General features: G+C 64.7%; 24 protein-coding genes and 3 pseudogenes. 16 read left to right on the top strand and 11 right to left on the bottom strand.

What is annotated here, in order from left to right:
- Window positions 1-206: 206 nt before the first annotated feature.
- Window positions 207-848 carry a TetR/AcrR family transcriptional regulator gene (locus AC0L3P_RS20990; protein WP_473304811.1) on the top strand — a complete coding sequence of 214 codons (642 nt, stop codon included), beginning with the start codon at window positions 207-209 and terminating at the stop codon, window positions 846-848.
- 53 nt (window positions 849-901) lie between these two features.
- Window positions 902-1,305 (top strand): annotated as a pseudogene (locus AC0L3P_RS20985) (DUF4864 domain-containing protein).
- On the opposite strand, the gene AC0L3P_RS20980 reads toward AC0L3P_RS20985, so the two are convergent.
- The gene (locus AC0L3P_RS20980) at window positions 1,302-2,567 is read right to left on the bottom strand and encodes an MFS transporter (RefSeq protein WP_473304615.1); all 1,266 of its coding nucleotides are present in this window, start codon (window positions 2,565-2,567) and stop codon (window positions 1,302-1,304) included. The pseudogene AC0L3P_RS20985 and the gene AC0L3P_RS20980 overlap by 4 nt on opposite strands.
- Window positions 2,568-2,719: 152 nt before the next feature.
- Between AC0L3P_RS20980 and AC0L3P_RS20975 the strand changes: the two genes are divergently transcribed.
- The 8 genes from AC0L3P_RS20975 (at window position 2,720) to AC0L3P_RS20940 (ending at window position 10,133) form a co-directional block, all read left to right on the top strand.
- The gene (locus tag AC0L3P_RS20975) at window positions 2,720-3,163 is read left to right on the top strand and encodes a hypothetical protein (protein ID WP_473304613.1); all 444 of its coding nucleotides are present in this window, start codon (window positions 2,720-2,722) and stop codon (window positions 3,161-3,163) included.
- A gap of 79 nt (window positions 3,164-3,242) precedes the next feature.
- Window positions 3,243-3,527: a hypothetical protein gene (locus AC0L3P_RS20970; protein WP_275172198.1), complete on the top strand. Its 285-nt coding sequence runs from the start codon at window positions 3,243-3,245 to the stop codon at window positions 3,525-3,527.
- A gap of 9 nt (window positions 3,528-3,536) precedes the next feature.
- Entirely contained in the window at window positions 3,537-4,958 is a 1,422-nt protein-coding gene (locus tag AC0L3P_RS20965) for a TolC family protein (RefSeq protein ID WP_473304609.1), read from the top strand.
- Window positions 4,959-4,971: 13 nt separating this feature from the next.
- The gene (locus tag AC0L3P_RS20960) at window positions 4,972-6,309 is read left to right on the top strand and encodes a copper oxidase (protein WP_473304607.1); all 1,338 of its coding nucleotides are present in this window, start codon (window positions 4,972-4,974) and stop codon (window positions 6,307-6,309) included.
- A gap of 35 nt (window positions 6,310-6,344) precedes the next feature.
- A complete protein-coding gene (locus AC0L3P_RS20955) occupies window positions 6,345-6,800 on the top strand; it encodes a cupredoxin domain-containing protein (protein WP_275172202.1) in 456 nt (151 codons plus the stop codon).
- A 15-nt stretch (window positions 6,801-6,815) separates the two neighbouring features.
- Window positions 6,816-7,118 (top strand): copper-binding protein, encoded by a 303-nt coding sequence (locus AC0L3P_RS20950; protein WP_275172204.1) that lies wholly within the window; start codon window positions 6,816-6,818, stop codon window positions 7,116-7,118.
- A gap of 372 nt (window positions 7,119-7,490) precedes the next feature.
- The gene (gene flhA, locus AC0L3P_RS20945; protein WP_275172205.1) at window positions 7,491-9,632 is read left to right on the top strand and encodes a flagellar biosynthesis protein FlhA; all 2,142 of its coding nucleotides are present in this window, start codon (window positions 7,491-7,493) and stop codon (window positions 9,630-9,632) included.
- Window positions 9,633-9,926: 294 nt separating this feature from the next.
- On the top strand, window positions 9,927-10,133 hold the full coding sequence (locus tag AC0L3P_RS20940; protein ID WP_275172206.1) for a hypothetical protein: 207 nt from the start codon (window positions 9,927-9,929) through the stop codon (window positions 10,131-10,133).
- 297 nt (window positions 10,134-10,430) lie between these two features.
- Here AC0L3P_RS20940 and AC0L3P_RS20935 read toward each other — a convergent pair whose 3' ends face one another.
- The 6 genes from AC0L3P_RS20935 to fliI form a co-directional block, all read right to left on the bottom strand.
- Window positions 10,431-11,651: an NAD(P)/FAD-dependent oxidoreductase gene (locus AC0L3P_RS20935; protein WP_473304601.1), complete on the bottom strand. Its 1,221-nt coding sequence runs from the start codon at window positions 11,649-11,651 to the stop codon at window positions 10,431-10,433.
- A 142-nt stretch (window positions 11,652-11,793) separates the two neighbouring features.
- Window positions 11,794-12,753, bottom strand: coding sequence for a helix-turn-helix transcriptional regulator (locus tag AC0L3P_RS20930; protein ID WP_275172209.1), 960 nt, complete (start codon window positions 12,751-12,753; stop codon window positions 11,794-11,796).
- 355 nt (window positions 12,754-13,108) lie between these two features.
- Window positions 13,109-14,167 carry an anti-sigma factor gene (locus tag AC0L3P_RS20925; protein WP_473304597.1) on the bottom strand — a complete coding sequence of 353 codons (1,059 nt, stop codon included), beginning with the start codon at window positions 14,165-14,167 and terminating at the stop codon, window positions 13,109-13,111.
- Between the two features lie 76 nt (window positions 14,168-14,243).
- On the bottom strand, window positions 14,244-14,789 hold the full coding sequence (locus AC0L3P_RS20920; protein ID WP_275172211.1) for a sigma-70 family RNA polymerase sigma factor: 546 nt from the start codon (window positions 14,787-14,789) through the stop codon (window positions 14,244-14,246).
- 178 nt (window positions 14,790-14,967) lie between these two features.
- Window positions 14,968-15,387: a flagellar export protein FliJ gene (gene fliJ, locus AC0L3P_RS20915; protein ID WP_007606301.1), complete on the bottom strand. Its 420-nt coding sequence runs from the start codon at window positions 15,385-15,387 to the stop codon at window positions 14,968-14,970.
- 121 nt (window positions 15,388-15,508) lie between these two features.
- Window positions 15,509-16,834, bottom strand: a complete 1,326-nt coding sequence (gene fliI / locus AC0L3P_RS20910) for a flagellar protein export ATPase FliI (protein ID WP_106946294.1) — start codon at window positions 16,832-16,834, stop codon at window positions 15,509-15,511.
- A 415-nt stretch (window positions 16,835-17,249) separates the two neighbouring features.
- On the opposite strand from fliI, the gene ctrA reads away from it, so the two are divergent.
- The 6 genes and pseudogenes from ctrA to AC0L3P_RS20880 all read left to right on the top strand — a co-directional run.
- A complete protein-coding gene (gene ctrA, locus AC0L3P_RS20905; protein WP_007600544.1) occupies window positions 17,250-17,951 on the top strand; it encodes a response regulator transcription factor CtrA in 702 nt (233 codons plus the stop codon).
- Window positions 17,952-18,120: 169 nt separating this feature from the next.
- On the top strand, window positions 18,121-18,525 hold the full coding sequence (locus tag AC0L3P_RS20900) for a DUF350 domain-containing protein (protein ID WP_473304594.1): 405 nt from the start codon (window positions 18,121-18,123) through the stop codon (window positions 18,523-18,525).
- 1 nt (window position 18,526) lies between these two features.
- A complete protein-coding gene (locus AC0L3P_RS20895; RefSeq protein ID WP_275172213.1) occupies window positions 18,527-18,949 on the top strand; it encodes a hypothetical protein in 423 nt (140 codons plus the stop codon).
- Window positions 18,950-18,952: 3 nt separating this feature from the next.
- Window positions 18,953-20,110 (top strand): glutathionylspermidine synthase family protein, encoded by a 1,158-nt coding sequence (locus AC0L3P_RS20890; protein ID WP_473304589.1) that lies wholly within the window; start codon window positions 18,953-18,955, stop codon window positions 20,108-20,110.
- Between the two features lie 248 nt (window positions 20,111-20,358).
- Window positions 20,359-20,997 (top strand): response regulator transcription factor, encoded by a 639-nt coding sequence (locus AC0L3P_RS20885; protein ID WP_473304586.1) that lies wholly within the window; start codon window positions 20,359-20,361, stop codon window positions 20,995-20,997.
- 30 nt (window positions 20,998-21,027) lie between these two features.
- Window positions 21,028-21,234, top strand: a pseudogene (locus AC0L3P_RS20880) (hypothetical protein); the annotation flags it as partial.
- On the opposite strand, the gene AC0L3P_RS20875 reads toward AC0L3P_RS20880, so the two are convergent.
- The 4 genes and pseudogenes from AC0L3P_RS20875 to AC0L3P_RS20860 all read right to left on the bottom strand — a co-directional run.
- Complete coding sequence (locus AC0L3P_RS20875) at window positions 21,161-22,033, bottom strand: CheR family methyltransferase (protein WP_473304584.1); 873 nt, start codon at window positions 22,031-22,033, stop codon at window positions 21,161-21,163. The pseudogene AC0L3P_RS20880 and the gene AC0L3P_RS20875 sit on opposite strands and share 74 nt — an antisense overlap.
- Window positions 22,030-23,220 (bottom strand): protein-glutamate methylesterase/protein-glutamine glutaminase, encoded by a 1,191-nt coding sequence (locus AC0L3P_RS20870; protein WP_275172219.1) that lies wholly within the window; start codon window positions 23,218-23,220, stop codon window positions 22,030-22,032. The genes AC0L3P_RS20875 and AC0L3P_RS20870 overlap by 4 nt, the downstream gene beginning before the upstream one ends.
- 75 nt (window positions 23,221-23,295) lie before the next feature.
- Window positions 23,296-23,661 (bottom strand): response regulator, encoded by a 366-nt coding sequence (locus AC0L3P_RS20865; RefSeq protein WP_007600538.1) that lies wholly within the window; start codon window positions 23,659-23,661, stop codon window positions 23,296-23,298.
- Between the two features lie 73 nt (window positions 23,662-23,734).
- Window positions 23,735-23,835, bottom strand: a pseudogene (locus tag AC0L3P_RS20860) (chemotaxis protein CheW); the annotation flags it as partial.

Here is a 23,835-nt window from a genome sequence, read left to right as displayed (position 1 = left end):
GCGCAGCGCGCCACCGCCGTGGCCGCCGTCGACATGCGCCGCCCGAACATCATCCGGGCCAACGTCTTCAGCAAAGATACGGAGGCAGCCTCCGCTTAACAAGAGTCGGCGGGAAATATTTGGAATTCGTCAAAAGCCCGTGCGCATCAACGCGATGCAGCCCCGTAAGGGTTCAATCTAACCAATTCGTGATCTACATTGCGTGGATGGACGAGCACACCGACCAGACCCGGAAGCCCCGCGCCGATGCCGTGCGCAATCGCGAGCGCGTGCTCGAGGCGGCCAAGGCCGTGTTCAACGCGGGCGGGCCGGAGGCGAGCCTCGAGGCGGTGGCAAAACGCGCCGGCGTCGGCATCGGCACGCTCTATCGGCATTTCCCGACCCGCGAGGATCTGTTCGAGGCGGTGTACCGGCGCGAGGTCGAGCAGCTCAGCGAACTCGCCGAGCAGTTGAAGAACGCGAAGGACCCCGTCGACGCGCTCAGGCGCTGGCTGCGCTCAGGGGTCGAATTCGTTGCCACCAAGAAGGGCATGGTGGCAGCCTTGGCACTCGCGGTGCAGAGCGGGTCGGAGTTGCATGCCTTTTCCTTTGAACGCCTGACCAAGGCGATCGGCTCGCTGCTCGATCGCGCAGCCGCGGCCGGCGCCATGCGGGCAGACGTCAGCCCCGAGGACTTGCTGCGCGCGTTCTTCGGCATGTGCTACATGCACGACCAGCCCGGTTGGCAATCCTCGGTGCTGCGAATGCTCGACGTGTTCGTTGACGGGCTGCGGGTGCAGCCTGTCATGAAAGCCAAGGTCCGCGCGGCCGCCAAGCCCGCGAAGCCGGCTGCAAAGCGGAAGCGATAGCCCGCGAGATGTGCTAGGATCGGCGCCGCCGGGATTTCAACGCGGAGCCTGTCATGCGCATCGCCGCCTTGCTGGTCTTTCTCAGTGTCGCCTTCGGTCCCGTCTCAGCACGGGCCAACGATGTCGCGACGGCACAGGGCGTCATCCGCAACAGCAGGCATTCGGCCGCGACGACGCGAGCGCGGCCTATTCCTACGCCGCGCTGGCGATCCGGGAGATCTTCCCCACGCCCGAGATCTTCATGTCCATGGTGCAAAACGGCTATCCGCCGGTCTACCGGCACAAGAGCTTTGAATTTGGCGACAGCAAAAGCGACGGCAGCCGAATTGCCCAGCACGTCCATATCATCGATGCCAATGGCGAGGCCTGGGAAGCCCTCTACACGCTCGAGCAGCAGGCAGACGGCAGCTACAAGATCACGGGTTGTTCGCTGCTGAAGGCGGGACAGGCAGTCTAGGTCGCAAAACCCGGACCGGTCCTGACGGCATTCATCCGCGACCGGATCAGCAGGGTCAAGACGATGCCGATATTGAGCGCGTTCCACGCCACGCCGTTGGCGAACGCAGCCGCGTAGGAACCTGTCGCGTCGAAGATGACGCCCGAGACCCAGCCGCCGAACGACATGCCGAACACGGACGCGAAGATCACGATGCCGACGCGGGTTGCGGCCTCGCTCGCCGGCATCGCCTCGCGCACGATGATGGCATAGCTCGGCACGATGCCGCCCTGGAACAGGCCGAACATCGCGGAGATCAGATAGAGCGAGGTCAGGCTGTCGAAGAACAGATAGAATACGAGTGCAAATCCCTGGGCGACCGCACCGATCAGCAGCGTGGGGATGCCGCCGATCTTGTCGGCGAGATAGCCCGAGCCGATCCGGCTGACGATGCCGCAGGCCATCATCAGCGACAACATCTCGGCGCCGCGAGCCACGCCATATCCGAGATCGCCGCAATAGGCGACGATATGCACCTGCGGCATTGCCATGGCGACGCAGCAGGAGATGCTCGCGATCGAGAGCAGCACCGTCAGCGTGTTGGTCGAGAGCTTGAGGTCGACCCGCGGCGGCGCTGCATTGGCATGATCGTGAACCTTGTCGTCGCCCATCTGCGCGCGCAGGACCAGCACCAGGATGGTCATCAGGCTCACGCAGACGAGGCCGATGCCGATGTGCGTGTAACGCCAGCCGATCGTCTGCATGCCCGTGCTCACAAGCGGGGGCCACATCGTGCCGGCGACATAATTGCCGCTCGCGACGATGGTCACGGCCAGGCCGCGATAACGCTCGAACCAGTGCGAGGCCTCCGCCATCAGCGGCGCGAAGGTCGCCGACGTGCCGAGCCCGATCAGGAAATACGCCGCCACGAACTGCCAGAGCTGGGTCGACAGACCCGCCAGCACATTGGCGACGCCGAGAAAGGCGATGCTGATTGCCATCGCCGCCACGATTCCGAACCGATCGGTGATCCGGCCGGCGATGACGCCGCCCAGCCCGAAGCCGAACATCATCAGGGTGAAAGCCAGCGACACCGCGCCGCGCGTGGCGGAGAATTCGGCCTGCACCGCGGGAATCATGACGACGATCGCCCACATGCCGACGCCGCCGATCGAGCCGATCAGAAGCGCAATGACGAGGCGCATCCAGGCCTGACGCGAATCAGGGGTGAATGCTTCAGGTGTTTGTCCTGATTGATTTGGCGCGTGCACGGGCGGGACCATGGCCCGCACATCGCCACAGGGTCAAGCATTGTGGCGCGATATTGGGCATGCACGGTGCACTGCGGTAAGAAGGAGCTTGGCGAACGCGCGTTTTGTCATTATTTTGCAAATCAGCGCGTGCAACATGGCCGCGCGAAGAGCAAGTCGGCGGAATGTTGCTGCGATTGACACGATCGATGCGGATCAGGGTGGGGCGCTTCATTGCCCTCGCCTATCTGTTCTGCGTGCTCGCGCCGGCAGCAAGCCTCGCCTGGGGTAGCGGTCCAGCACCGTGCCTCGACGACACGCTCCTCGCCGACCTCGGGCCGGTGCATCACCAGATCCAGGCCGGCCACACGCATGACGGCGCCTCGCATGACCACGCAGGGGCACATGCGCATCACCAGGCCGCCGCGCAGGACGCGCCCGTGCCCGATCATCACGACGGCAAGGGTACGCCAGGACCGTGCTGCGCGATGATGTGCGTAAGCGCGCTGCCTGCCGACCTGCCCAGCGTCGCAAAGCCGCTTCAGCCGGTTTCCGCCTGCTCGCCCGAGATCGTGGCCAGCCTGCACAGCGCGGCACCGCCCCTGCACTACCGCCCTCCCATCGCCTGATCTGACGCGCGAGGACGTCAGGCCGAGCGCGCATCCGCGCGCGCGAGCCTGTGGTCTCCAGACAGATCAGGGATGACTCATGCTTACGCTTTCCGAGGCGAAGTCCGCCGCCGCATCCGCAGCGCGGGGGCGACACTTTCGATTCAATTGGCCGCTGCTGGCCGCGACCGCATTGGCGTTGTCCGGCTGCATGCCGGCAACGACACAAATCGCCGGCGCTGATCCTGCCGATCCCGCGGCCAAGGTCGCGCGCGCCGGCTATCGTTCGACGATTGCGCCCTACACCAGCCTGCGGCCTGCGACGCCCGCACCATGGCGCGAGCGCAACGAGAGCGTCGCGCCGCAACCCAAGCAAGACCGATAGGAGCGCGCCATGACACACCGTCTCGCGCCAAGCCTGCTCGTTCTTGCCTCGGTCGGCTTGTCGGGCTGTGCCGCCTTCTCGCCCGACAGCGGCATGAATGCCGTCTCCGAGCTGACGAGCCAGACCATCAACAAGGATGTCGCTTTCGTGCGAACGGCCGAGGGAGCCGGCGCGGTCGACGCGCGCGTTCACCAGCTACTCTCGCGAACACTCAGCGTCGAGACCGCCGTGCAGATCGCACTGCTCAACAACAAGGGGCTTCAAGCCGCCTATAACGAGCTCGCGCTGGCCGAGACCGATCTCGTCGAGCAGAGCTTGCCGCCCAATCCCGTGTTCTCGGTCTCGCGGATCTCGGGCAACGGCGCCAGCGAAATCGAACGTCAAATTGTCGGCGACATCCTCGCGCTCGCCAGCCTGCCGTTCCGCTCGGAGATCGCCCGCGACCGTTTCCGCCAGGCGCAATTGCGAGCTAGCCTGGCGACGTTGCGGCTTGCCGCCGATGTCCGCCGCGCTTATTGGCGCGCCGTTGGCGGCAACGAGATGGTGGCGTTGCTGACGGATGCGAAGGCGACGGCGGAATCGACCGCGCAGCTCGCAGTGAAGCTCGGCGAAACCGGCTCGATCAACAAGCTCGATCAGGCCCGTGAACAGGTGTTTTACGCCGAAACCACCGCCGACCTCGCCACCGCGCGACAGACGGCGACGAGCGGGCGCGAAAAGCTGGCGCGCCTGATGGGACTGTGGGACGGCGGCCTCGACTTCCGGCTGCCCAACCAGCTGCCGCCGCTGCCGCGCCGGCCGCAGGCTTTACCCTCGATCGAGGCCGACGCGGTCGCCCATCGCATCGACCTTCAGATCGCGCGGCTCGAGCTGACGGCGCTGGCGAAATCGCTGAACCTCACCGAGGCGACCCGCTTCGTGACCCTGCTCGATCTCGCCGGCATCTCCCGCCGGACCCGGGATCCGGAAGGCGCGCCGTTCCGCGAGCGCGGCTTCGACGTGCAGTTCCAGATCCCGATCTTCGACGGCGGCGAGGTGCGGGTGCGGCAGGCGGCGGAGACCTACAATTTCGCCTTCAATCGGCTGACCGAGCGCGCCGTGAATGTACGCTCCGAGGCGCGCGATGCTTACCGGATCTATCGCTCCGGCTACGACATCGCCAGCCACTATCAGCGCGAGATCATCCCCTTGCGAAAAATCATCACCGAGGAGATGCAGCTCCGCTTCTCCAGCATGCAGGTCGATATTTTTGCGCTGCTCACCGAGGCGCGGCAGCGGCTCGCGTCGCTGCGCGGCGCAATCGATGCCAGGCAAAGATTTTTCCTTGCCCAGTCCGACTTGCAGACCGCCGTCAATGGCGGCGGCGCGCCTGCTGACGGCGACAATTCAACCACTCTCGCCGCGGCAGCGCCTGCCGATGGCGGTCACTGACATGGAGGCCAACATGTTTTCCCGCCGAGGATTTCTGGGCAGCGCCGCGCTCGCCGGCGCATCTGTCGTCAGCGGCCGCGCGCAGGCCGCCTCCATTCCGGAAGCCCCGCACATGGAGAAGGTGGTGATGCAGCCGCCGCTGCACCCCATCAGTGGGCCGGACTATCGCCCCGTCGTCACGCTGAACGGCTGGTCGCTGCCGTTCCGCATGAACGGCGACTGGAAGGAATTCCATCTCGTTGCCGAGCCCGTGGTGCGCGAATTCGCCGAGGGCATGAAGGTGAATTTGTGGGGCTATAACGGCCAGTCGCCGGGTCCGACGATCGAGGCCGTCGAGAGCGACAAGGTCCGCATCTTCGTCACCAACAGACTGCCCGAATACACCACCGTGCACTGGCACGGCATGATCATTCCGAGCGGCATGGACGGCGTCGGCGGACTGACGCAGCCGCACATCCAGCCGGGAAAAACCTTCGTCTACGAGTTCGAAATGAAGAAGAGCGGGACCTTCATGTACCACCCGCATTCCGACGAGATGGTGCAGATGGCAATGGGCATGATGGGCATGGTCGTCGTGCATCCACGCGATCCGAACTTCCGTCCGGTCGACCGCGACTTCGTCTTCGTCATGAGTACCTATCGCGTCGATCCCGGCACGTATCTGCCGCAGGTCAACGAGATGACCGACTTCAACATGTGGACCTGGAATGCGCGGGTGTTTCCCGGCATCGATCCGCTGCCGGTCAGGCTCGGCGACAAGGTGCGCGTGCGCATCGGCAATCTCAGCATGACCAATCATCCGATCCATTTGCACGGCCACAGCTTTGCCGTGACCTGCACCGACGGCGGCTGGATTCCGGAGAGCGCGCAATATCCGGAAACGACCACGGACGTGCCGGTCGGCGCCGTCAGGGTGTTCGACGTGCTCGCCGATAATCCCGGCGACTGGGCGTTCCACTGCCACAAGTCGCATCACACCATGAATGCGATGGGACACGACATGCGCAACATGATCGGGGTGTCGCGCAAGGATCTCGCCAGAGCCGTCGGCAAGCTCGCGCCCGACGGCATGGCGATGGGCTCGACCGGCATGGCGATGGGCAACATGGAGATGCCCGCGCCCGATAACACGCTGCCGATGATGACCGGCACCGGTCAGTTCGGCCCGATCGAGATGGGCGGCATGTTCACGGTGATGAAGATCCGCGAAGGCCTCGCGCGCGACGACTATCGCGATCCCGGCCCCTACCAATTCCCGCAAGGCACAGTCGCCTACGAGATCACGCCGCCGGCCCCGGAGCCCGTGCGGCAACAACCAGGCGGACCGCCGATGAAGAACATGAAGATGTGAGCGTTTCGATGAACCACCACCAACTGGAGATATCAATGAAGACGACGATCAAGCTCGGTCTTGCGCTGGCCGCGCTTTCCACCGCGCCGGCCCTTGCCCACGACCAGCACGGGCACGGCACCTTTTCGGCCGGCGAGCCCGGCGATCCGAAAAAATCCGCGCGCACGATCGAGATCCTGCTGAACGAGATGGACTACACACCCGCCAGGATCGAGGTCAAACGCGGCGAGCAGATCCGCTTCGTGCTGCGCAACGTCGGCAAGGAGGACCATGAATTCCTGCTCGCCACCACAAAGGAGAATCTCGCGCATGCGGTGGAGATGAAAAAGCATCCGCACATGGAGCACGACGATCCCAACGGTGTCAGGCTCGCACCGAGCAAGACCGCCGAGATCCTCTGGAAGTTCAGCAAGGCCGGCACGTTCGAATTTTCCTGCCTGATTCCCGACCACCGCGATTACGGCATGGTCGGCCACGTCACCGTAAAGTAACGCAAGGAGGCTCCCATGAACCGCATCATCCGTATCGCCGCAGCGCTGTCTCTGGCCATCGGCCTTGCCACAGGTGCCCTGGCGGCCCAGGGCGCCGCGATCAGCGGCGAGGTCAAGAAGATCGACGAGGGCGCCGGCAAGATCACCCTCAAGCACGGGCCCGCGAAGAATCTCGGCATGGATGAACCCATGACCATGGTCTACCGCGTCAAGGACCCGGCCGTGCTCAAGCAGGTGAAGGTCGGCGACAAGGTGACTTTCGAAGCCGAGGAGGCGGCCTCGGGCTATACGGTGACCCGGATGGAGAAGGCGAAGTAGGGCTACTACCTCCGTCCGCCAATTTTTCGGCCCGACGCTTCCACAACGTCATGGCCGAGCTCGTCCCGGCCATCCACACCTTCGGCGCGGCATGAAGAACGTGGATGCCCGGGACAAGCCCGGGCATGACGGCTGCTCGCCTGCCAGATGGCCGAAATACCCCGGTCTAACCCTCCTGCCCCGCCCCCGTTAACCCTTTGCTAACCATACACCCGGCAAGAATTGCCCAGTGGAGTCGAGTGTCGTCAGCCGCGTAGAACGGGAGCTCCCGTGGACGCCAGTGCGGTGCCTCACTTTCGAAACGGCGGCCCTTCGGCCGCCACGCAGACGTTTGGGGCGCGCGGACGGCAGTCGCGCGGAGGGGCAGCTACCATGGTCGACGTCACCGCGGGACAGGGCGTAGGCGGCACAAATGCCGGTTTCCCCACCCTTGCCGAGATCGGCAATATCCTCAAACGCGGCGATATCGCGCTGGCGCTCGGCGTGCTCACCATCCTGGTGGTGCTGATCCTTCCGCTGCCCGCGATCGTGCTGGACCTGTTTCTGGCGATTTCGATCACGCTCTCGATCCTGATCCTGATGACGTCGCTGTTCATCCAGGCGCCGCTGGAATTCTCCGCTTTCCCGACCGTCCTGCTGATTTCGACCATGCTGCGGCTGTCGCTTAACATGGCCTCGACCCGCCTGATCCTGTCGCACGGGCACGAGGGCACGGACGCCGCCGGTCACGTCATCGAAGCCTTCGGCAGCTTCGTGATGGGCGGCAATTTCGTCATCGGCATCATCGTCTTCGCCATCCTGATCATCGTCAACTTCGTCGTCATCACCAAGGGTTCGGGCCGTATCGCCGAAGTCGCCGCGCGCTTCCACCTCGACGCCATGCCCGGCAAGCAGATGGCGATCGACGCCGACCTTTCCGCCGGACTGATCGACGAGGCGGTCGCCAAGCAGCGGCGCAAGGATCTGGAGGACGAGAGCGGCTTCTTCGGTGCCATGGACGGTGCCTCCAAATTCGTCCGCGGCGACGCCATCGCCGGCCTCCTGATCGTCTTCATCAACGTCGTCGGCGGCATGATCATCGGCGTGGCGCAGCAGGGCATGTCCTTTGCCGATGCCGGCCGCAGCTACACGCTGCTGACCGTCGGTGACGGCCTCGTCACCCAGGTGCCGGCGCTGATCGTTTCGACCGCCGCCGGCCTGCTCGTCTCCAAGGCCGGCGTGTCCGGCGCCGCCGACAAGGCGCTCATGAAGCAGTTCTCCGGATATCCGCAGGCGCTCGCGATGTCCGCGGCGGTCATGCTGGTGCTGGCGGCCCTGCCGGGCATCCCGACCCTTCCCTTCCTGGCGCTCGGCTCCGGCGCCGGCGCGCTCGCCTGGAACGCCCGCAACCGCAACCGGGCGACTGCCAGGGCTGAGGAAGTTGCGAAGACCGCACCTGCGCCGGGAATGCCGGGCGCACCGGGCTCCGCTGCGGCGGAGGAGCCGATCTCCGCGGCGCTGAAGATCGACGACCTCAAGATCGAGCTCGGCTATGCCCTGCTGCCGCTGGTCAACGGCCCCGACGGCACCGACCGCCTCACCGAGCAGATCAAGGCGCTGCGCCGCTCGCTCGCGATCGAGATGGGTTTTGTGATGCCCGCCGTGCGCATCCTCGACAACGTCCAGCTCGAGGCCAACACCTACATCATCAAGATCAAGGAGGTCGACGCCGGCACCGGCAAGATCTGGCCGAACCAGTTCATGGTGATGGATCCCGGCGGCAGCCAGGTGCAGGTGCCCGGCATCCACACCACCGAGCCGACCTTCGGCCTGCCCGCGACCTGGGTCGATGCCAGCCTCAAGGAGGAGGCCTCGCTCAAGGGCTATACCGTCGTCGACGCCGCGACCGTGCTCTCGACCCACCTCACCGAGCTGCTCAAGGCCAACATGTCGGACCTGCTCTCCTATGGCGAGGTGCAGAAGCTGCTCAAGGAGCTGCCGAAGGAGCAGGGCGAGCTGGTCAAGGACATCGTGCCGGGACAGGTCACAGTCTCCGGCATTCAGCGCGTGCTGCAGCTGCTGCTCGCCGAGCGCATCTCGATCCGCGACCTCTCGACCATCCTCGAAGGCATCGCCGACTCGCTCGCCTTCTCGCGCAATCCGGCCACGATGGTCGAGCACGTCCGCGCCCGCCTGGCGCGGCAGATCTGTGCGCAGAACACCTCCTACAGCGGCTACCTGCCGCTGATCGCGCTGTCGGCCCGTTGGGAACAAGCCTTCGCCGAATCCATTATCGGCCAGGGCGAGGAGCGCAGCCTCGCGATGCAGCCCTCGAAGCTGTCGGAGTTCATGACCGGGGTGCGCGAGGCTTTCGAGCGCGCCGCGCGCGAGGGCGAGGCCCCGGTGCTCGTCACCTCTGCGGCAATTCGTCCCTTCGTGCGTTCCCTGGTCGAGCGGTTCCGGGCCCAGACGACCGTGCTGTCGCAGGCTGAAATCCACCCCAGGGCGAGACTGAAAACGGTCGGAAGCATCTGATTTGCCTTAAGAAGCCGTATGTTTTTTGGCCACAGGCAAATGGTTTTTAAGCTTTTGGCGCCTTGCCGATCGACGGCCGGCAAGGCGCATGGCAGACACATTACAGCTTTGAAATAATTGCGAAATTGCACGATCAAGGGCCGTTTTTGATCGCGGCTTCTCACGTCGTGTCACGCTCTTGTGATCGCCTCTTGGGAACGAATCCCCCCAATACTAGGTTGTTGGGCACCGGAAGCATGAACCTGCCCAAACACGCAGGCGACTACTTCGGGTAGATGGCGGCAGGAGCCTTCCATGAACCACTCGATTTACAGCGCAGATCGCTCGACCCACCTCAAGATCGTGGTTGTCGCGCTCGTTGCCGGCATCGCGGTGGCGGGTCTCGGGATCACCGCGCGCACGAGTTCAGATTCAGATGAAGGCCTGACCCAGACCGCTCGCGTCATGAAGGCCGGCAAGCCGATCGCCATCACCAGCTCGAACGTTTCGCTCGTTCGCTAAGGAGATTTGAGTTTCAGGAATTCACGCGGCTCTTTATCAGCCCCCCAAAGTCGCCACGTGGATATGTAGACGACCCCAACCCCAAGTCGACTACAGAAAGCGCCCGCCCCCCACGGGCGCTTTCTCATGTCTGGGGTATTGTTTGCTGGTGTATGTAGCGCGGGCAACTGTGTGCTACTGGCGCTGTCATTCCCCGCGTAGGCGGGGAATCCAGTACGCCGCAGCCTCTCCGTATTCCCGCGCTGTCTCTGGAATACTGGATCGTCCGCCTTCGCGGACGATGACACCGAATTGGGACTACCGCGCCCCATACGTCGGCGGCGGCGCCTGCACGGTCGGCGCGGCCGCGGCGAACAGCTCATCCTTGCGCCCCGAGAGCGGCGGATAGATGCGCCTGCGATTGATGGTCTGCTTGGTCGCCTTCGCGGCTGCGCCGACAGTACGGACTTCGCGGTCCCACCCTTCCGTATAGAGCGCGCCCCAGCCGCCGAGATCGAGCACGGTCACATACCAGTCGATCCGGAGCGGCAGCATCGGCAGGCCCGCGAGATCGGCGACCACGTTGTGGCCGGCGAAGCGGCCCATGGGACGCGCGAACTGGCAGGACATCACGGTCGGATGCAAGCCGTCGACCACGCTCGAGGCGACATCCCCGGCCGCGAACACGCCGCCGACATCCGCAACCCGCATCATGGGATCGACGAGAAGCCGCCCAAGGCGATCGCGTGCGTCCGGGAAGCTCGCCGCCAAGGGGCTCGCGCGCATCCCGGCACACCAGATCACTGTCCGCGTCGGAATGAACTCGCCCGAGCTCAGATGCAGGCCGGCGTCCTCGACGGAGACGACACGGACGCCAAGCCGTGTCTCGACGCCGAGCGAGGCTAACGCCGCATCGATGACGGGACGCGCATGCGCGCCGATCGTTGCGCCCACGGCAGGATTGGGATCGACCAGGATGATACGGTGGCTGCCGGTAATGCCGGCACGCGCCAGCCTGTCGGGCATCTCGGCCGCGACCTCGATGCCGGTGAAGCCCGCGCCGACCACCACGATCGTCGAGCGCCCCGGCGCGGGCACGCTGCGTCCGAGCGAGGCGAGATGATCCTCGAGGTGGAGCGCCGCTGCATAAGTGTCGACATCGAAAGCATGCTCGGCAAGGCCGGGAATGTCGGGACGCATCACTTCGCTGCCGAGCGCCAGCACCAGCCGGTCATAAGCCAGCGTCTCGTCGCCGCCACCCGTGACCAGCGAAATCTCGCGCCGTTCCGGATCGATGGCTTCGACCTCGCCGATGCCGTGGCTCACGCCGATCGGATCGAGCAGTTGCGGCAGCGGAAGCGCGACCTCGCTGAGATCGGCCTCGTAATTGCGGACGCGGACGTTGTGATAGGGATTGCGATCGACGACACGAATCTCGATGTCACCGCCGACCGCGCCGATCTCCTCGCGCTTGCGTGCGGCACCGATGGCCGCCCACAGACCCGCAAATCCGGCGCCGAGCACGACGATATGCACCATGTCCGTTGACTGCATTTCCCAAGAGAGCGACGACGAAGCGACGAACGATCAAGCCGTCTGACCGCGCAGACAGATATAGCTCATCCGGCCGGGCGCACCAACGGCGGCGGCACCGCCGCGCCGCACAAATTGTCGGCGCGGCTCAGGCCTCGCGCAGTTCCGACGGCGTCGCGCTAAAGCGCTTGCGGAAGGCGCGGTTGAAATAGGACAGATCGGAGAAGCCCGACGAATGCGCGATGTCGCTGATCTTGCGGGTCCTGGCGCGGGGATCGCTGAGCAGCTTGCGCGCCTGCAGCAGACGCTGCTCCAGCACGAATTCGGTGAAGGTCGTTCCAGCCTGCTCGAACAGGCGCTGTGCCTGGCGCGGGCTCAGGCCCGAGCGCGTGGCAATCTCGGACAGGCAGAGATCGTTGCGGCCAAGCGCGGCCATCACGTCGGCGCGCATGAGGTCGAGACGGGCGGCCGCATGACCTCGTCCCCGCGCGAGACTTGCATGTTCGGCGTCGGTGCCGAGCAGGAGGCCGACGAGATCGACCATGTGCTGCGCGGTCAGGCGCTGGCCGACGGCGTCGAGATGCGGCGCGTGATGGGCCGCTAGGGAGTGGTAGCGGAAAATCGTCTCGGCGACCGCGCCATCCGAGAGCACTTGCGACAGCTTGTCCTCGGCGCGCGGATTGATGTCGAGCAGCGCGCGGCGCGGCATGCGGATGGTGGTGAAGCGATCTTCCTCGGTGTGGCCGACCGTGCCGGTGATGCCCATGTCGACGAGCACCATCTGCGCCGGCGCAAGCTCCACGGCATGGCCGTTCTGCCCAACGCGGACGAGGCCCGCATGCGCCGCGATCAGGACGAGATCGTCGCTGCCGTCGGCAAGGTGGCTCTGGGTGCGCGAATATTGCGCGGAGGCGCCTTCGGGAATGGCGAGCGCGATATTGTCGACCAAGCTGACCTGAAGCCGGCAATCGATGCTATCGCCCCGGCTCGGCCCGATATCCAGGCCGCAGGCCCCAAAAGTCCGCTCGCGCCAATGTTCGAAGGCCGGGCCGTGTGGCAGCCCCGCATATTGGTGAATGAAGATGCCGGACGTTTTCGCTGCATCCATCTGATTTCTCGCCCCTCTCCGGCACCATGATTGGGGGGCGCCGACTGCAAATTCCGGGCATTTGACGCCGCGAAACGCGGAGAGGTTCAAATCGGAGGCGGATTCGGCGGGATTTGTCGGGATACGACGGCGGGACGGACCGTGGCGACAGGAAACGATCAGGCATTGCCACGACGATGTTGAAGCGTGCAATGCCTCCCTCGGTGTCGTCCTGGACAAGCGAGCAGAGCGAGCGCCGATCCAGGACCCATTACCCCGGGATTGAGTGGTTGCTCACCCGTGTTGCCACCACTCATTCTTGCGACAAGCTCTTGGGGTAATGGGTCCTGGCTTTCGCCAGGACGACAGTAGAAACCTACTTCTTCGCGGGTGCCTGCGGCTGTGACGGCGGCACGGTCTCGATCAGCTTGCCGGAAAATACAGGCGCCGAGGTCGGCTGGCCGCTGGGCGAACCGCCGGTCTGCTCGACGGTGACCGCGTATGTCGCGCCGTTGACGACGTCGGCATCGTACGAACCGAGCACCGGTCGCGCGGTGAAATCGCCGGCGCCGATCACACCCAGCGAGCGCGGACGCGGCAGCTTGTCGGAGATTAGCCAGAGCTCGAAGCTCTTGCCGGGCTCCGGTGTCGCGCCGACCTTGCGCACGGTAAAGTTCTTGGTCGCACCGTCGATGGTGAGGATGAAGGCGGGACCGCCGCCCTGGCCCTGCAACAGCGCCACATATTGCGACGCCGCCGCCGGGAGCGGCGCCGGTGTCTTCACCTCGACCGTCTGGATGCGTGGCGCCGGTCGCAAGCCGCCCGGCAGCGCCTCGGGCTGGAAGATCTGAAGCGACAGCGTCACGAGCAGCGCGGCCGCGAGCGCGCCGACGGCGGATGCGATGGTGCGCCAGCGCTTCACGCGGCCCTCGAGCTGGATCACGTTGCTGTTGTCGGCAACCGGCGGCGGTGGCGCGCGCACGACCTCCGGGTCCGGCGCGTGGACCTGCGGCATGAATATCGGCGCGACATCGGGAAGCGCATCGGACGCAAGTCGCGCCGGATCGGGCTGCTCCGCTTCGGGCGGCTGCGGCCCCGGTTGCTGCATAGTCTCCGACGGCACCTGCGGAGACACGGTATCGGGCGAGGAAAACTCCGGCATAGGTGGCGGCGCGACATCCGGCAGCGCTGGCGGCTCCTGCGCAAAGGCCGTCCGCGCGAGCTCGGACTTGATGTTCTCCCATACGATCGGACGCGGCTGGATCGAGCCGACCATCTGGTTGAGGACGCCGAGCCGGAATGCCCACGCCTGCACGACATCGGCGAACGCCTTGTCCACCGCCATCATGGTCTCGACCTGCGCGCGCTCGCCGGCGTCGAGCGTGCCGAGCGCATATTCCGCGGCGAGCGCGATATGGTCCTCCGTATAGGCCATCACTTGCGGTCCAGATCCATCCTCACAGTACGAGCTCTCATGGCCCAAGCCTTCATAGTCCGAGCCTTCAGAGCCCTCATAGCCCGAGACATTCGCGAATATCCATCATGCTGCGCCGAAGCCACGTCTTCACCGTGTTGACGGGCGCTGCGAATTTCTCCGCCAATTGTTCGCGGCTCCAGCCGTTGTAATAGGCGAGAAGCACGAGCCTCTGACGGTCCGGCTCGAGCCGGCCGATACATTCCAGCAGCCGCTTCAATTCCTCGGTCATCTCCCGCCGCGCCAGCGGATCGGGGCTGTCGCTTGCGACTTCCATCGCCTGCGGCTCTTCCTCGATGGAGACTTCCGTCTTCTTGCGCACGATGTCGATGGCGCGGTTGCGCGCGATCGACGCCATCCAGGTGATCGGCGACGCGAGAGCGGGATTGAACTGGCCGGCGCTGTTCCAGATCTTGACGTAGGCCTCCTGAATGACCTCCTCTGCGAGATCCTGTCGGCGCAAGATACGGAGCACGATGCCATAGAGTTTCGCGCGCGTGGCGACGTAGAGGCGCTCGAACGCGGCCTGATCGCCCTGCGCTACCGCCCCAATCAGCCCGACCAGCTCTGCTGGCGTCAGCATTCAGCCCCCCAATGCGCGGCTCTCGCGTTCCGCGCGGGCCCTGGCACCCAGCCACCATAGCGCGCGACAAAGCCGACCACCAAGGGGGCGCGGCGCCACTCTGTGGACAGCACATGCGAAAACCCGGACCTTTGGGGTCCGGGTTCTGCAAGTTCTCGCAGGTCTGGCGGCTAGCGTCTCAGGCGACGGCGCCCATGCGGGCACGCATCAGGCCGATGCTGTCGAGGTCGGCCTGCTCGCGGGCGTTTTCCTCGGCCCGTTCACGGGCCTGATCGCGCTCGTCGAGGAGCTCGACCTTCTTCAGCTCCTCGAAGGCTTCGGCCAGCGCAGCCTTGGCTTCGTCGAGCTGGCCCTTCAGCTCGTCGGCCGAGCGGGTCAGGTTCTCGCGACGCTGGATGGCAGCCTTGGCATAGGTCGGATAGGCGAAGTGCGAGGGATCGTTGATCCCGGCGCGCTCCTGCTCGGTCGAGATCTCGCGTTCAAGATCGGTCGACATCCGCTGGAAGTCGGCGATCATGGTCTCGATCTGGGTGACCCGGCGGCGCTTCTCGTCGACCTGAAACTTCTTCAGGCGGATGAGGGTATCACGTGACTTCATCGACTCGTACTCCCCAGAAGTCCCTTGGCTGCGCGTGGGACAACACCGGTCTCCCCACAGGCCCGACGGGGGCCAAGACCGGCTCTGCTACTCTGTGGGATGGGATGATGACGGGACAAAGTTAGCGTTCCGTTTCCAAATTGCCGAGGATTTGCGCCAACTGACGGTAGCCGTCCGCCAGCGACGCATTTTCGTCCTTGCGCTGGCGCAGGAAGGCCTCCAGCGGCTCGTGCAGGCGGATCGCCTCGTCGACCTCGGGGCTGGAGCCGGCGCGGTAGGCGCCCAGACGGATCAATTCCTCCATGTCGGCATAGGTCGCCATCACCGCCCGCGCCTTCTGGATGGTCGGCCAGAACTGCGGGTCGGCCGATTTTGGCATGGTGCGGGAGACGGATTTGAGGATGTTGATGGCAGGGTAGCGGCCGCGCTCGGCGATCGAGCGCTGCATCACGATGTGGCCGTCGAGAATGCCACGGACGGCATCCGCAATCGGCTCGTTATGGTCGTCGCCATCGACCAACACCGTGAAGATCGCGGTGATGGCGCCCTCGCCCAGGCCCGGACCGGCGCGCTCCAGAAGCTTCGGCAGCTCGGTGAACACGGTCGGCGTGTAGCCCTTGGCGGTCGGCGGCTCGCCCGCGGACAGGCCGATCTCGCGCTGGGCCATGGCAAAGCGCGTCACCGAATCCATCAGGCAAAGGACGTCCTGCTCCTCGTCGCGAAAATATTCGGCGACCGCGAGCGTCAGATACGCGGCCTGGCGGCGCATCAGCGCCGGCTCGTCGGAGGTCGCGACCACGACGACCGAACGCGCCAGGCCCTCCTCGCCGAGGTCGTCCTGCAAGAACTCCTGCACCTCGCGGCCGCGTTCGCCGATCAGCCCGATGACGCTGACCGCGGCATCGACGTTGCGCGCAAGCATCGAGAGCAGCACCGACTTGCCGACGCCGGAGCCTGCGAAGATGCCCATGCGCTGGCCGCGGCAGCAGGTCAGGAACGTGTTCATCGCGCGCACGCCGAGATCGAGCGGCGCGCCGACGCGCTTGCGCGAGTGCGCCGGCGGCGGCGAATTGCGGTATGGCATCGGCGCCGGGCCCTGCGGCAGGGGCCCCTTGCCGTCGATCGGCTCCCCCAGTGCATTGACGACGCGACCGAGCCAGGCCGCGCAAGGCCGCACCTGATTTGCGGCATTGGCGATGACGGCCTTGCAGCCGCGCCGCACGCCGTCGAGGCCGGCGAACGGCATCACGACGGCATTGTTGCCTGAGAAGCCGATCACCTCGCAGGGGATGGAACGGTTGCCGCCGGTCTCGATCACGAGCCGCGCGCCGACCGACATCGCATGGATCGGGCCGGCCACCTCGACCATCAGGCCGCGCACGCCGACCACACGGCCGTAAATATTGATGCCGTCAATGTCGCCGATCTGTTCGGCAAGAGCCTTCATAAGAGGGCCTTCATGAGGTGATCGCCTTCATAATCCCGGGCTTCGTGGCGAATACCTTAAGTTTCGCCATATTTCTGAACGGCGCTTAACTTCGTGTTTACCCGCATCGTTAATCATTGCGTCACTGTCTTTGTGACTGAGCGTGGCTCCCCTTCAGAAGAAGGCTGAGTCGCGGGAGTCGGTTAGGCCCGTCTCTTAAAGTGGAACTTGAACGCAACCGGATAACGAAAGCTGCTTCGCACACAAGACCTTAGGGCGATTCGACGAAAATTGCATCTACAGGGCTTGCGTTCCAGAATCAGAATTTGTTAACCATCTGTTGTCAGGATCCGAATCAGTTGTTCAAAGGCGTTTTGTTGTGTGCCGCGAATGCGGCCGACCTGACGCCCAGGAGCGGCGACTATGGGGAACTGGCATGCGCGTTTTGCTGATTGAAGATGACAGCGCCGTCGCGCAGTCGATCGAGCTGATGTTGAAGTCTGAGAGCTTCAACGTCTACACGACCGATTTGGGGGAAGAAGGCGTCGATCTCGGTAAATTATACGATTACGACATTATCCTTCTCGACCTCAATCTGCCCGACATGTCCGGCTACGACGTGCTCAAGCAGCTCCGGGTCTCCAAGATCAAGACACCAATTCTGATCCTCTCCGGCCTTGCCGGCATCGAGGACAAGGTCAAGGGTCTCGGCGTCGGCGCCGACGACTACATGACCAAGCCCTTCCACAAGGATGAGCTGGTTGCCCGCATCCACGCGATCGTGCGCCGCTCCAAGGGCCATGCCCAGTCGGTGATCCAGACCGGCGACCTCGTCGTCAACCTCGATACCAAGACGGTGGAAGTCGGCGGCCAGCGCGTGCATCTGACCGGCAAGGAATACCAGATGCTGGAGCTGCTCTCGCTCCGCAAGGGCACGACCCTCACCAAGGAAATGTTCCTCAACCACCTCTACGGCGGCATGGACGAGCCCGAGCTGAAGATCATCGACGTCTTCATCTGCAAGCTCCGCAAGAAGCTCGCCAATGCCTCGGAAGGCCGCAACTTCATCGAGACCGTGTGGGGCCGCGGCTACGTGCTGCGCGAGCCGCACGAGGTCGAAGAGCGCATTCCCGCCTGATCCTGAGTTTACCCGCGAGCCCTTCGGGGCTTGCTCCTCCCAGCCTGGACCCCGCCGCAAATGGCGGGGTTTTGTTTTTTGGGGATGCGAGCGCGGCCTCATCGTCCTCCGGCCGTTGAACCGCTACCCTTCCCCCGCCGACGAATGGTCGCTGCACGATGGGGGAACGATGATCCTGCAATCACTCGCCGGCCTGCCCGCCTTCCTGGTCTATTTCTGCACCGGGCTGATCGCGATCGTGGCGTATCTGTTCGTCTACACCCGCATCACTCCGTACAACGAATTCCAGCTGATCCGCGACAACGAGCCGGCCGCGGCGATTGCACTCGGCCTCAGCCTGCTCGGCTTCGTCGCGCCGCTGGTCAGCGCCATCGCGCATTCGGCCAATGTGCTGGATTGCCTCATCTGGGCGATCATCGCGCTGATCGTGCAGATCATCGTGCTCTTTCTGGTGAGGGTGCCGGTGCCGAACCTGCCGACGAGGATCGCCGCCGGCGAGCTTGCGCCCGCAATCTGGCTCGGGCTGTCCTCGCTCGCCGCGGGCCTGCTCAACGCCGCCTGCATGATCTACTGACATGGCCGACAAGCCCTCCAAAAAGGAGTTCGGCAAGCGCCGGCCGGCGGCGGGACCGCCGCCCGCACAGCAGCCGGTGAAGCGCTCTGGCCGTGTCGCGCTGCTGGTGATGGGCACGATCGCGGTCGGCACCACCGCCTACACGCTAATGCCGCGGCAGAATTGCGAGCCCTCCCCTGCCGGGGCCATAGTCCCCGGGGCGACGGTCCCCGGAGCCGCGCCGGTGCAGGCGAGCACCGCCTGCAGCAGCAGAAGCAGCTCGTCGGGCGGCGGCGGCAGCTCACGCTGGTCGTCGCGATCGAGTTTCTTCAGCAGCGACTCCTCGAGCCATTCCTCGTCCGGAACGTCGTCCGATTCAGGCTCCGGCGGCGTGAGCCGCGGCGGCTTCGGCTCGTTTGGCCATGGCTTCTCTGGCGGCGGCTGACCCATGCGACGCATCGTCTGCCCCGAGCGCGACGACTGGCGGCAGACCGCCGAACAATGCGGCTTCGCCTTCCACACCATCGACGGCGAGCGCTATTGGGACGAGCGCGCCTACTACGCCTTCACGCTCGACGAGATCGAGCGCGGCATCGAGACGCCGACCGGCGAGATCGACGCGATGTGCCTGGAGCTTGCCGGCCGCGTCATCGGCGACGAGCGCCATCTGCAGCGCTTGAAGATACCCGACACGTTCTGGAGCCTGATCGCCGAGAGCTGGGCACGAGACGACCGCAGCCTCTACGGCCGGCTCGATCTGAAATTCGACGGCAAGGGACCGGCAAAGCTGCTCGAATACAACGCGGATACGCCGACCTCGATTTTCGAAGCCGCGGTGTTTCAATGGACCTGGCTCGAACAGGCGATCGAACGTCGCATCATCCCGTCGCGCGCCGACCAGTTCAACTCCATCCACGAACGACTGATCGAAGCCTGGAAGCAGATTGCCGCTAGCCACGTCCATCTCACCGGCACCACGGGCAATGAGGAGGACGCCGGCACGCTTGCTTATCTCGAAGACACCGCGCGCCAGGCGGGACTGACGACCACGCTCCTGGATGTCGAGGCGATCGGCTGGCGCAATGATGCCGGCGGCTTCGTCGATCTCGACGACCGCGACATCGCGCTCGCCTTCAAGCTCTATCCCTGGGAATGGATGTTCCACGACAGCTTCGGCGCAAAGCTCAAGGACGCACCGACACGCTGGATCGAACCGCCGTGGAAGGCGGTGCTCTCCAACAAGGGCATCCTGCCGCTGCTCTGGGAGATGTTTCCGAACCATCCCAATCTGCTGCCGGCCTTCTTCGAGGACGATCCGCGGGCAGCCGAGCTCGGCAGCTCCTACGTGCGCAAGCCGCTGCTGTCGCGCGAAGGCGCCAATGTCACGCTGGTATCAGGCGGAATGCCGCTCGACGAGCAGGCAGGCCCCTACGGCGCCGAAGGATTCGTGCGGCAGGCGCTCGCGCCGCTGCCGAACTTCTCAGACTTCTATCCAGTGGTGGGAAGCTGGCTGGTGGATCACGAACCCTGCGGCCTGTCGATCCGCGAGGACGAGAGCCCGATCACCGGCAACGGCTCGCGGTTTCTGCCGCATGCGATTTTGTGAGGGATACCCTTCTTCCCTTCTGGGAGAAGGTCGCCGCGTAGCGCCGGATGAGGGGGTCTATTCGCGAGTTCAAAGCGTCAGTTGGATTCGCGGCTCGCGCATCGACAAAGGCCGGCACGCCGGCGGCGTGGCACAAAGTGCATAGAGACTTTTCGCTGCGACAGATCAGCTATGTCTTAAATGGGTGCACTAAGACACTTAGGCACCCTGAATAGCGCGGTAGCCTCTCTGCAATGGAGAGGGGACCAGTGCCGGGGCTCGTGCATATTGTTGACGACGACCTGTCTTTCCTGACGGCCATGGAGCGTCATTTAAGGCACGCCGGTTACGAGGTCGCCGTCTATGCGTCGGCGCAGGCGTTGCTGGACCGACTGCCGAGCGACAGCATTCCGAGTTGCATCCTTCTCGATGTGCAAATCCCCGACTTGGACGGCCCTGCGCTCCAAAAACAATTGGGCGAACTCGGCTCGACATTGCCGATCATATTTCTCTCCGGCTATCGCGACATTCCGATCACTGTGCGGACCATAAAGGCGGGTGCGCAGGATTTTCTGAGCAAGCCGGTAAGCTCAGAAGACCTTCTTCGCGCGATCGCCGGAGCCTTGGCACACCATCGATCGTCACGAGACCTGCAGACCATGCTGAACATGGCTCGTGCTCGTCTCGCTAAATTGACGCCGCGCGAGCGACAGGTCTTCGACCTTGTCGTTCGGGGCAAAATCAACAAGCAGATCGCACACACGCTCGGAACGACCGAGCGCACGATCAAAGCTCACCGCCACGGCTTGATGGAGAAAATGCAGGTTCGGTCGTTAGCCGAACTGGTCTCTCTTGCCGAGCGGATCGGCGTCTTGGACGGCGCATCCGACGAGAGAGGGACGGCCTGACAACTCCCCCAGTTTGCAGATACCTGCCGCTCCGCGGTCGTATATTGCCAGTACGTCGAATATCCGGTGGGTTGCGTTGCCCGGGCAGGCGTCGTGCTCAGGCCTCGTCCGGTGGCGCGCGCAGCGGTCCGCCATAATGCAGGTGGCAATGCAAATGGCGGTGTCACCGCGCCGCTGCCACCTTCAACGACGGCGGCATCAATCCACCCATCGGGCGGCCGGAGCGCTTCGGATTGAGCTGATAGAGGCCACGACGCTCGGCGATCGGGCGGAACGCGTCGGTGATGCCGACGACGGATTCGGCGGCGCCCAGCAGCAGCGTACCGTCGGCTTCCAAAACCTTCGCCATGCGCTCGAAGATCACCGCCTTGGTGTCCTGGTCGAAATAGATCAGCACGTTGCGGCAGAAGATCACGTCGAACGTGCCGAGATGGGAGAAGTCCTGCAACAGATTGAGCTGGCGGAACTGCACCATCGCGCGGATGTCGGCATTGAGCTGCCAGACCTCGCCCGCCTGCGTGAAGTATTTCATCAGATGCTGGATCGGCAGGCCGCGCTGCACCTCGAACTGGCTGTAGACGCCGGCCTTGGATTTCTCCAGCACCTCCTGCGACAGATCGGTGGCGACGATCTCGATGCGCCAGCCGGCGAAGGCTGCGCCCATCTCCTTCACGCACATCGCGATCGAATAGGGCTCCTGTCCGGTCGACGACGCCGCCGACCAGATGCGCAGCGACTTGCGCGCCGTGCGCGCCCGAAGCAGCCCCGGCAGGATCGTTTCGCGCAAGTGATCGAACGGGATCTTGTCGCGGTAGAAGAAGGTCTCGTTGGTGGTCATCGCTTCGACCACGTCGCTTGCAAGCCGCCCGTCGCCGTTCCTGATCTTCAGCACGAGATCGGGAATCCCGGCGAGGCTCGCCTTGCGGGCCAGCGGCAGCAGCCGGCTCTCGACCAGATACTGCTTGTCCGGGGAGAGATCGAGGCCGGAGCGCTCGTTCAGGAATTTGCGCAGATAGTCGTAGTCAACCGGCGTCACGAGCGGTCTCCCGCGAACAGGCGGTTGACCCGGGCGCCGATCTGGTTGAGCGGCAGGATCGCCGCGCAGATGCCGGCATTGGCCGCTGCACCCGGCATGCCCCAGACCACGCTGGAAGCTTCGTCCTGCGCGATCACGCTGCCGCCGGCGGCGACGATGTCCTTGCCGCCGCGCATGCCGTCCGAGCCCATGCCCGTCAGGATCACGGAGAGGATGGCGCCATGCCAGATGTCGATGGCGGACGTGAACAGCGGATCGACCGCGGGCTTGCAGAAATTGACGGCGGGGCCGTCGTCGAGCGCGATCGCTACGTCGGCGCCGCTACGCACGACGCGCATGTGCTTGCCGCCCGGCGCAAGATAGATGCGGCCCGGCTTCACCGGCTCGCCATCGACCGCCTCGGCCGCAGGCTTGCGGCTCGTGCGTGCCAGATGCTCGGCGAGAATGGTGGTGAAGGTGGGCGGCATGTGCTGGGTGATCAGCACCGGGACGCGGTCGATCACGGGGCCGAGCTCGGTGACGAGCGCCATCAGCGCCTGAGGACCGCCGGTCGATGAGCCGATCAGTAGCACCTTCGGCGCCTGGGTCGAGAACGGACGCGTGGACAGCACCGAGGACGACGACGCATGCACCGCCGGAGCCGCCGCAGGCCGCGCGACAACCGGTCCACGTGCAGCCGGAGCCGGGCTTGGGGGCGCCAGCGGCGGGCTCGCGACCGCGGCCTTGCGGCGCAGCCGTGCGCCGAGGTGGCGGATTTTCTGGATCAGGTCGTGGTGGAAGATGTCCGCAGCCGACGCCTCGCGCGTCGATTCCGGCTTCGGAATGTAGTCGGCTGCGCCGAGCGACAGCGCCTTGAAGCTGATCTCCGCGTTACGGCGGGTCAGCGTCGAAGCCATGATGATGACGAGATCGCGCTTCTTCGCCAGGAGTTGCGGCAGCGCCGAGATACCGTCGAGCTCGGGCATTTCGATATCGAGGACGGCAACGTCGGGGTTGATGCGTTCGATCTGGTTGACCGCCTCGAGCCCGGTGCGCAGCGACGCCGCAACTTCCATGTCATGCTCGGCACCGACCCAGCGCGAGATCAGTCCGCGAATGACGACGGAGTCATCGACGATCATCACCCGCAAAGGTCCGGCTTCCCGCGACGAGCCCGGGGTCGAATTACCTGCGAACGCAACACTCATTACTCACCAACTCAGACTGAAACGGTCAGTTGAAAACAAACGCCGAAGGAGCCGTTCAGCCTCCGGGGCGGTCGCTCAGATAAGGCCGACTTCCTGGAATTTCGCCGTCACGATGTCCTTGTCGAAGGGCTTCATGATGTACTCGTTGGCGCCGGCGTGCAGCGCGCGCGCGATATGCGCGACGTCGTTCTCGGTGGTGCAGAACACCACCTTGGGCTGGTCGCCGCCGGGCATGCGCCGGAGATGGCCGAGGAACTCGTAGCCGTCCATCACCGGCATGTTCCAGTCGAGCAGGACAGCATCAGGCAAGCCGCGCTTGCAGGCCTCCAGCGCCTTCTCACCGTCCTCGGCTTCGAGGATCTGGAAGTCGAGGCCCTCCAGGATCCGGCGCGCAACCTTGCGGATGACGCTGGAATCATCAACGACGAGACAAGTTCGCATGTGAACCTCTGCTTCTCCCCGCTTTTGCGGGGGCACTTCCAATTGCAGGTACGTCGGCGGATGTGCCGGCGTATCAGGCCGCCATCATCTCGGGCGCGAGCTCGAGGACGCGGTCGACGTCGAGGACGACCATGAGCTGGCCGTCGAGACGGTGGACACCGCCGGCGAGCTTGG

The organism is Bradyrhizobium sp. WSM4874 (genome assembly GCF_055811835.1).
This window is presented reverse-complemented; position numbering and strand designations above follow the sequence as displayed.

Coding starts and splice junctions, on each gene's coding strand:
- AC0L3P_RS20990 (WP_473304811.1), top strand. CDS start 207: ATGGACGAGCACACCGACCAGACCCGGAAGCCCCGCGCCGATGCCGTG.
- AC0L3P_RS20980 (WP_473304615.1), bottom strand. CDS start 2,567: ATGGTCCCGCCCGTGCACGCGCCAAATCAATCAGGACAAACACCTGAA.
- AC0L3P_RS20975 (WP_473304613.1), top strand. CDS start 2,720: ATGTTGCTGCGATTGACACGATCGATGCGGATCAGGGTGGGGCGCTTC.
- AC0L3P_RS20970 (WP_275172198.1), top strand. CDS start 3,243: ATGCTTACGCTTTCCGAGGCGAAGTCCGCCGCCGCATCCGCAGCGCGG.
- AC0L3P_RS20965 (WP_473304609.1), top strand. CDS start 3,537: ATGACACACCGTCTCGCGCCAAGCCTGCTCGTTCTTGCCTCGGTCGGC.
- AC0L3P_RS20960 (WP_473304607.1), top strand. CDS start 4,972: ATGTTTTCCCGCCGAGGATTTCTGGGCAGCGCCGCGCTCGCCGGCGCA.
- AC0L3P_RS20955 (WP_275172202.1), top strand. CDS start 6,345: ATGAAGACGACGATCAAGCTCGGTCTTGCGCTGGCCGCGCTTTCCACC.
- AC0L3P_RS20950 (WP_275172204.1), top strand. CDS start 6,816: ATGAACCGCATCATCCGTATCGCCGCAGCGCTGTCTCTGGCCATCGGC.
- flhA (WP_275172205.1), top strand. CDS start 7,491: ATGGTCGACGTCACCGCGGGACAGGGCGTAGGCGGCACAAATGCCGGT.
- AC0L3P_RS20940 (WP_275172206.1), top strand. CDS start 9,927: ATGAACCACTCGATTTACAGCGCAGATCGCTCGACCCACCTCAAGATC.
- AC0L3P_RS20935 (WP_473304601.1), bottom strand. CDS start 11,651: ATGGTGCATATCGTCGTGCTCGGCGCCGGATTTGCGGGTCTGTGGGCG.
- AC0L3P_RS20930 (WP_275172209.1), bottom strand. CDS start 12,753: ATGGATGCAGCGAAAACGTCCGGCATCTTCATTCACCAATATGCGGGG.
- AC0L3P_RS20925 (WP_473304597.1), bottom strand. CDS start 14,167: ATGGCCTATACGGAGGACCATATCGCGCTCGCCGCGGAATATGCGCTC.
- AC0L3P_RS20920 (WP_275172211.1), bottom strand. CDS start 14,789: ATGCTGACGCCAGCAGAGCTGGTCGGGCTGATTGGGGCGGTAGCGCAG.
- fliJ (WP_007606301.1), bottom strand. CDS start 15,387: ATGAAGTCACGTGATACCCTCATCCGCCTGAAGAAGTTTCAGGTCGAC.
- fliI (WP_106946294.1), bottom strand. CDS start 16,834: ATGAAGGCTCTTGCCGAACAGATCGGCGACATTGACGGCATCAATATT.
- ctrA (WP_007600544.1), top strand. CDS start 17,250: ATGCGCGTTTTGCTGATTGAAGATGACAGCGCCGTCGCGCAGTCGATC.
- AC0L3P_RS20900 (WP_473304594.1), top strand. CDS start 18,121: ATGATCCTGCAATCACTCGCCGGCCTGCCCGCCTTCCTGGTCTATTTC.
- AC0L3P_RS20895 (WP_275172213.1), top strand. CDS start 18,527: ATGGCCGACAAGCCCTCCAAAAAGGAGTTCGGCAAGCGCCGGCCGGCG.
- AC0L3P_RS20890 (WP_473304589.1), top strand. CDS start 18,953: ATGCGACGCATCGTCTGCCCCGAGCGCGACGACTGGCGGCAGACCGCC.
- AC0L3P_RS20870 (WP_275172219.1), bottom strand. CDS start 23,220: ATGAGTGTTGCGTTCGCAGGTAATTCGACCCCGGGCTCGTCGCGGGAA.
- AC0L3P_RS20865 (WP_007600538.1), bottom strand. CDS start 23,661: ATGCGAACTTGTCTCGTCGTTGATGATTCCAGCGTCATCCGCAAGGTT.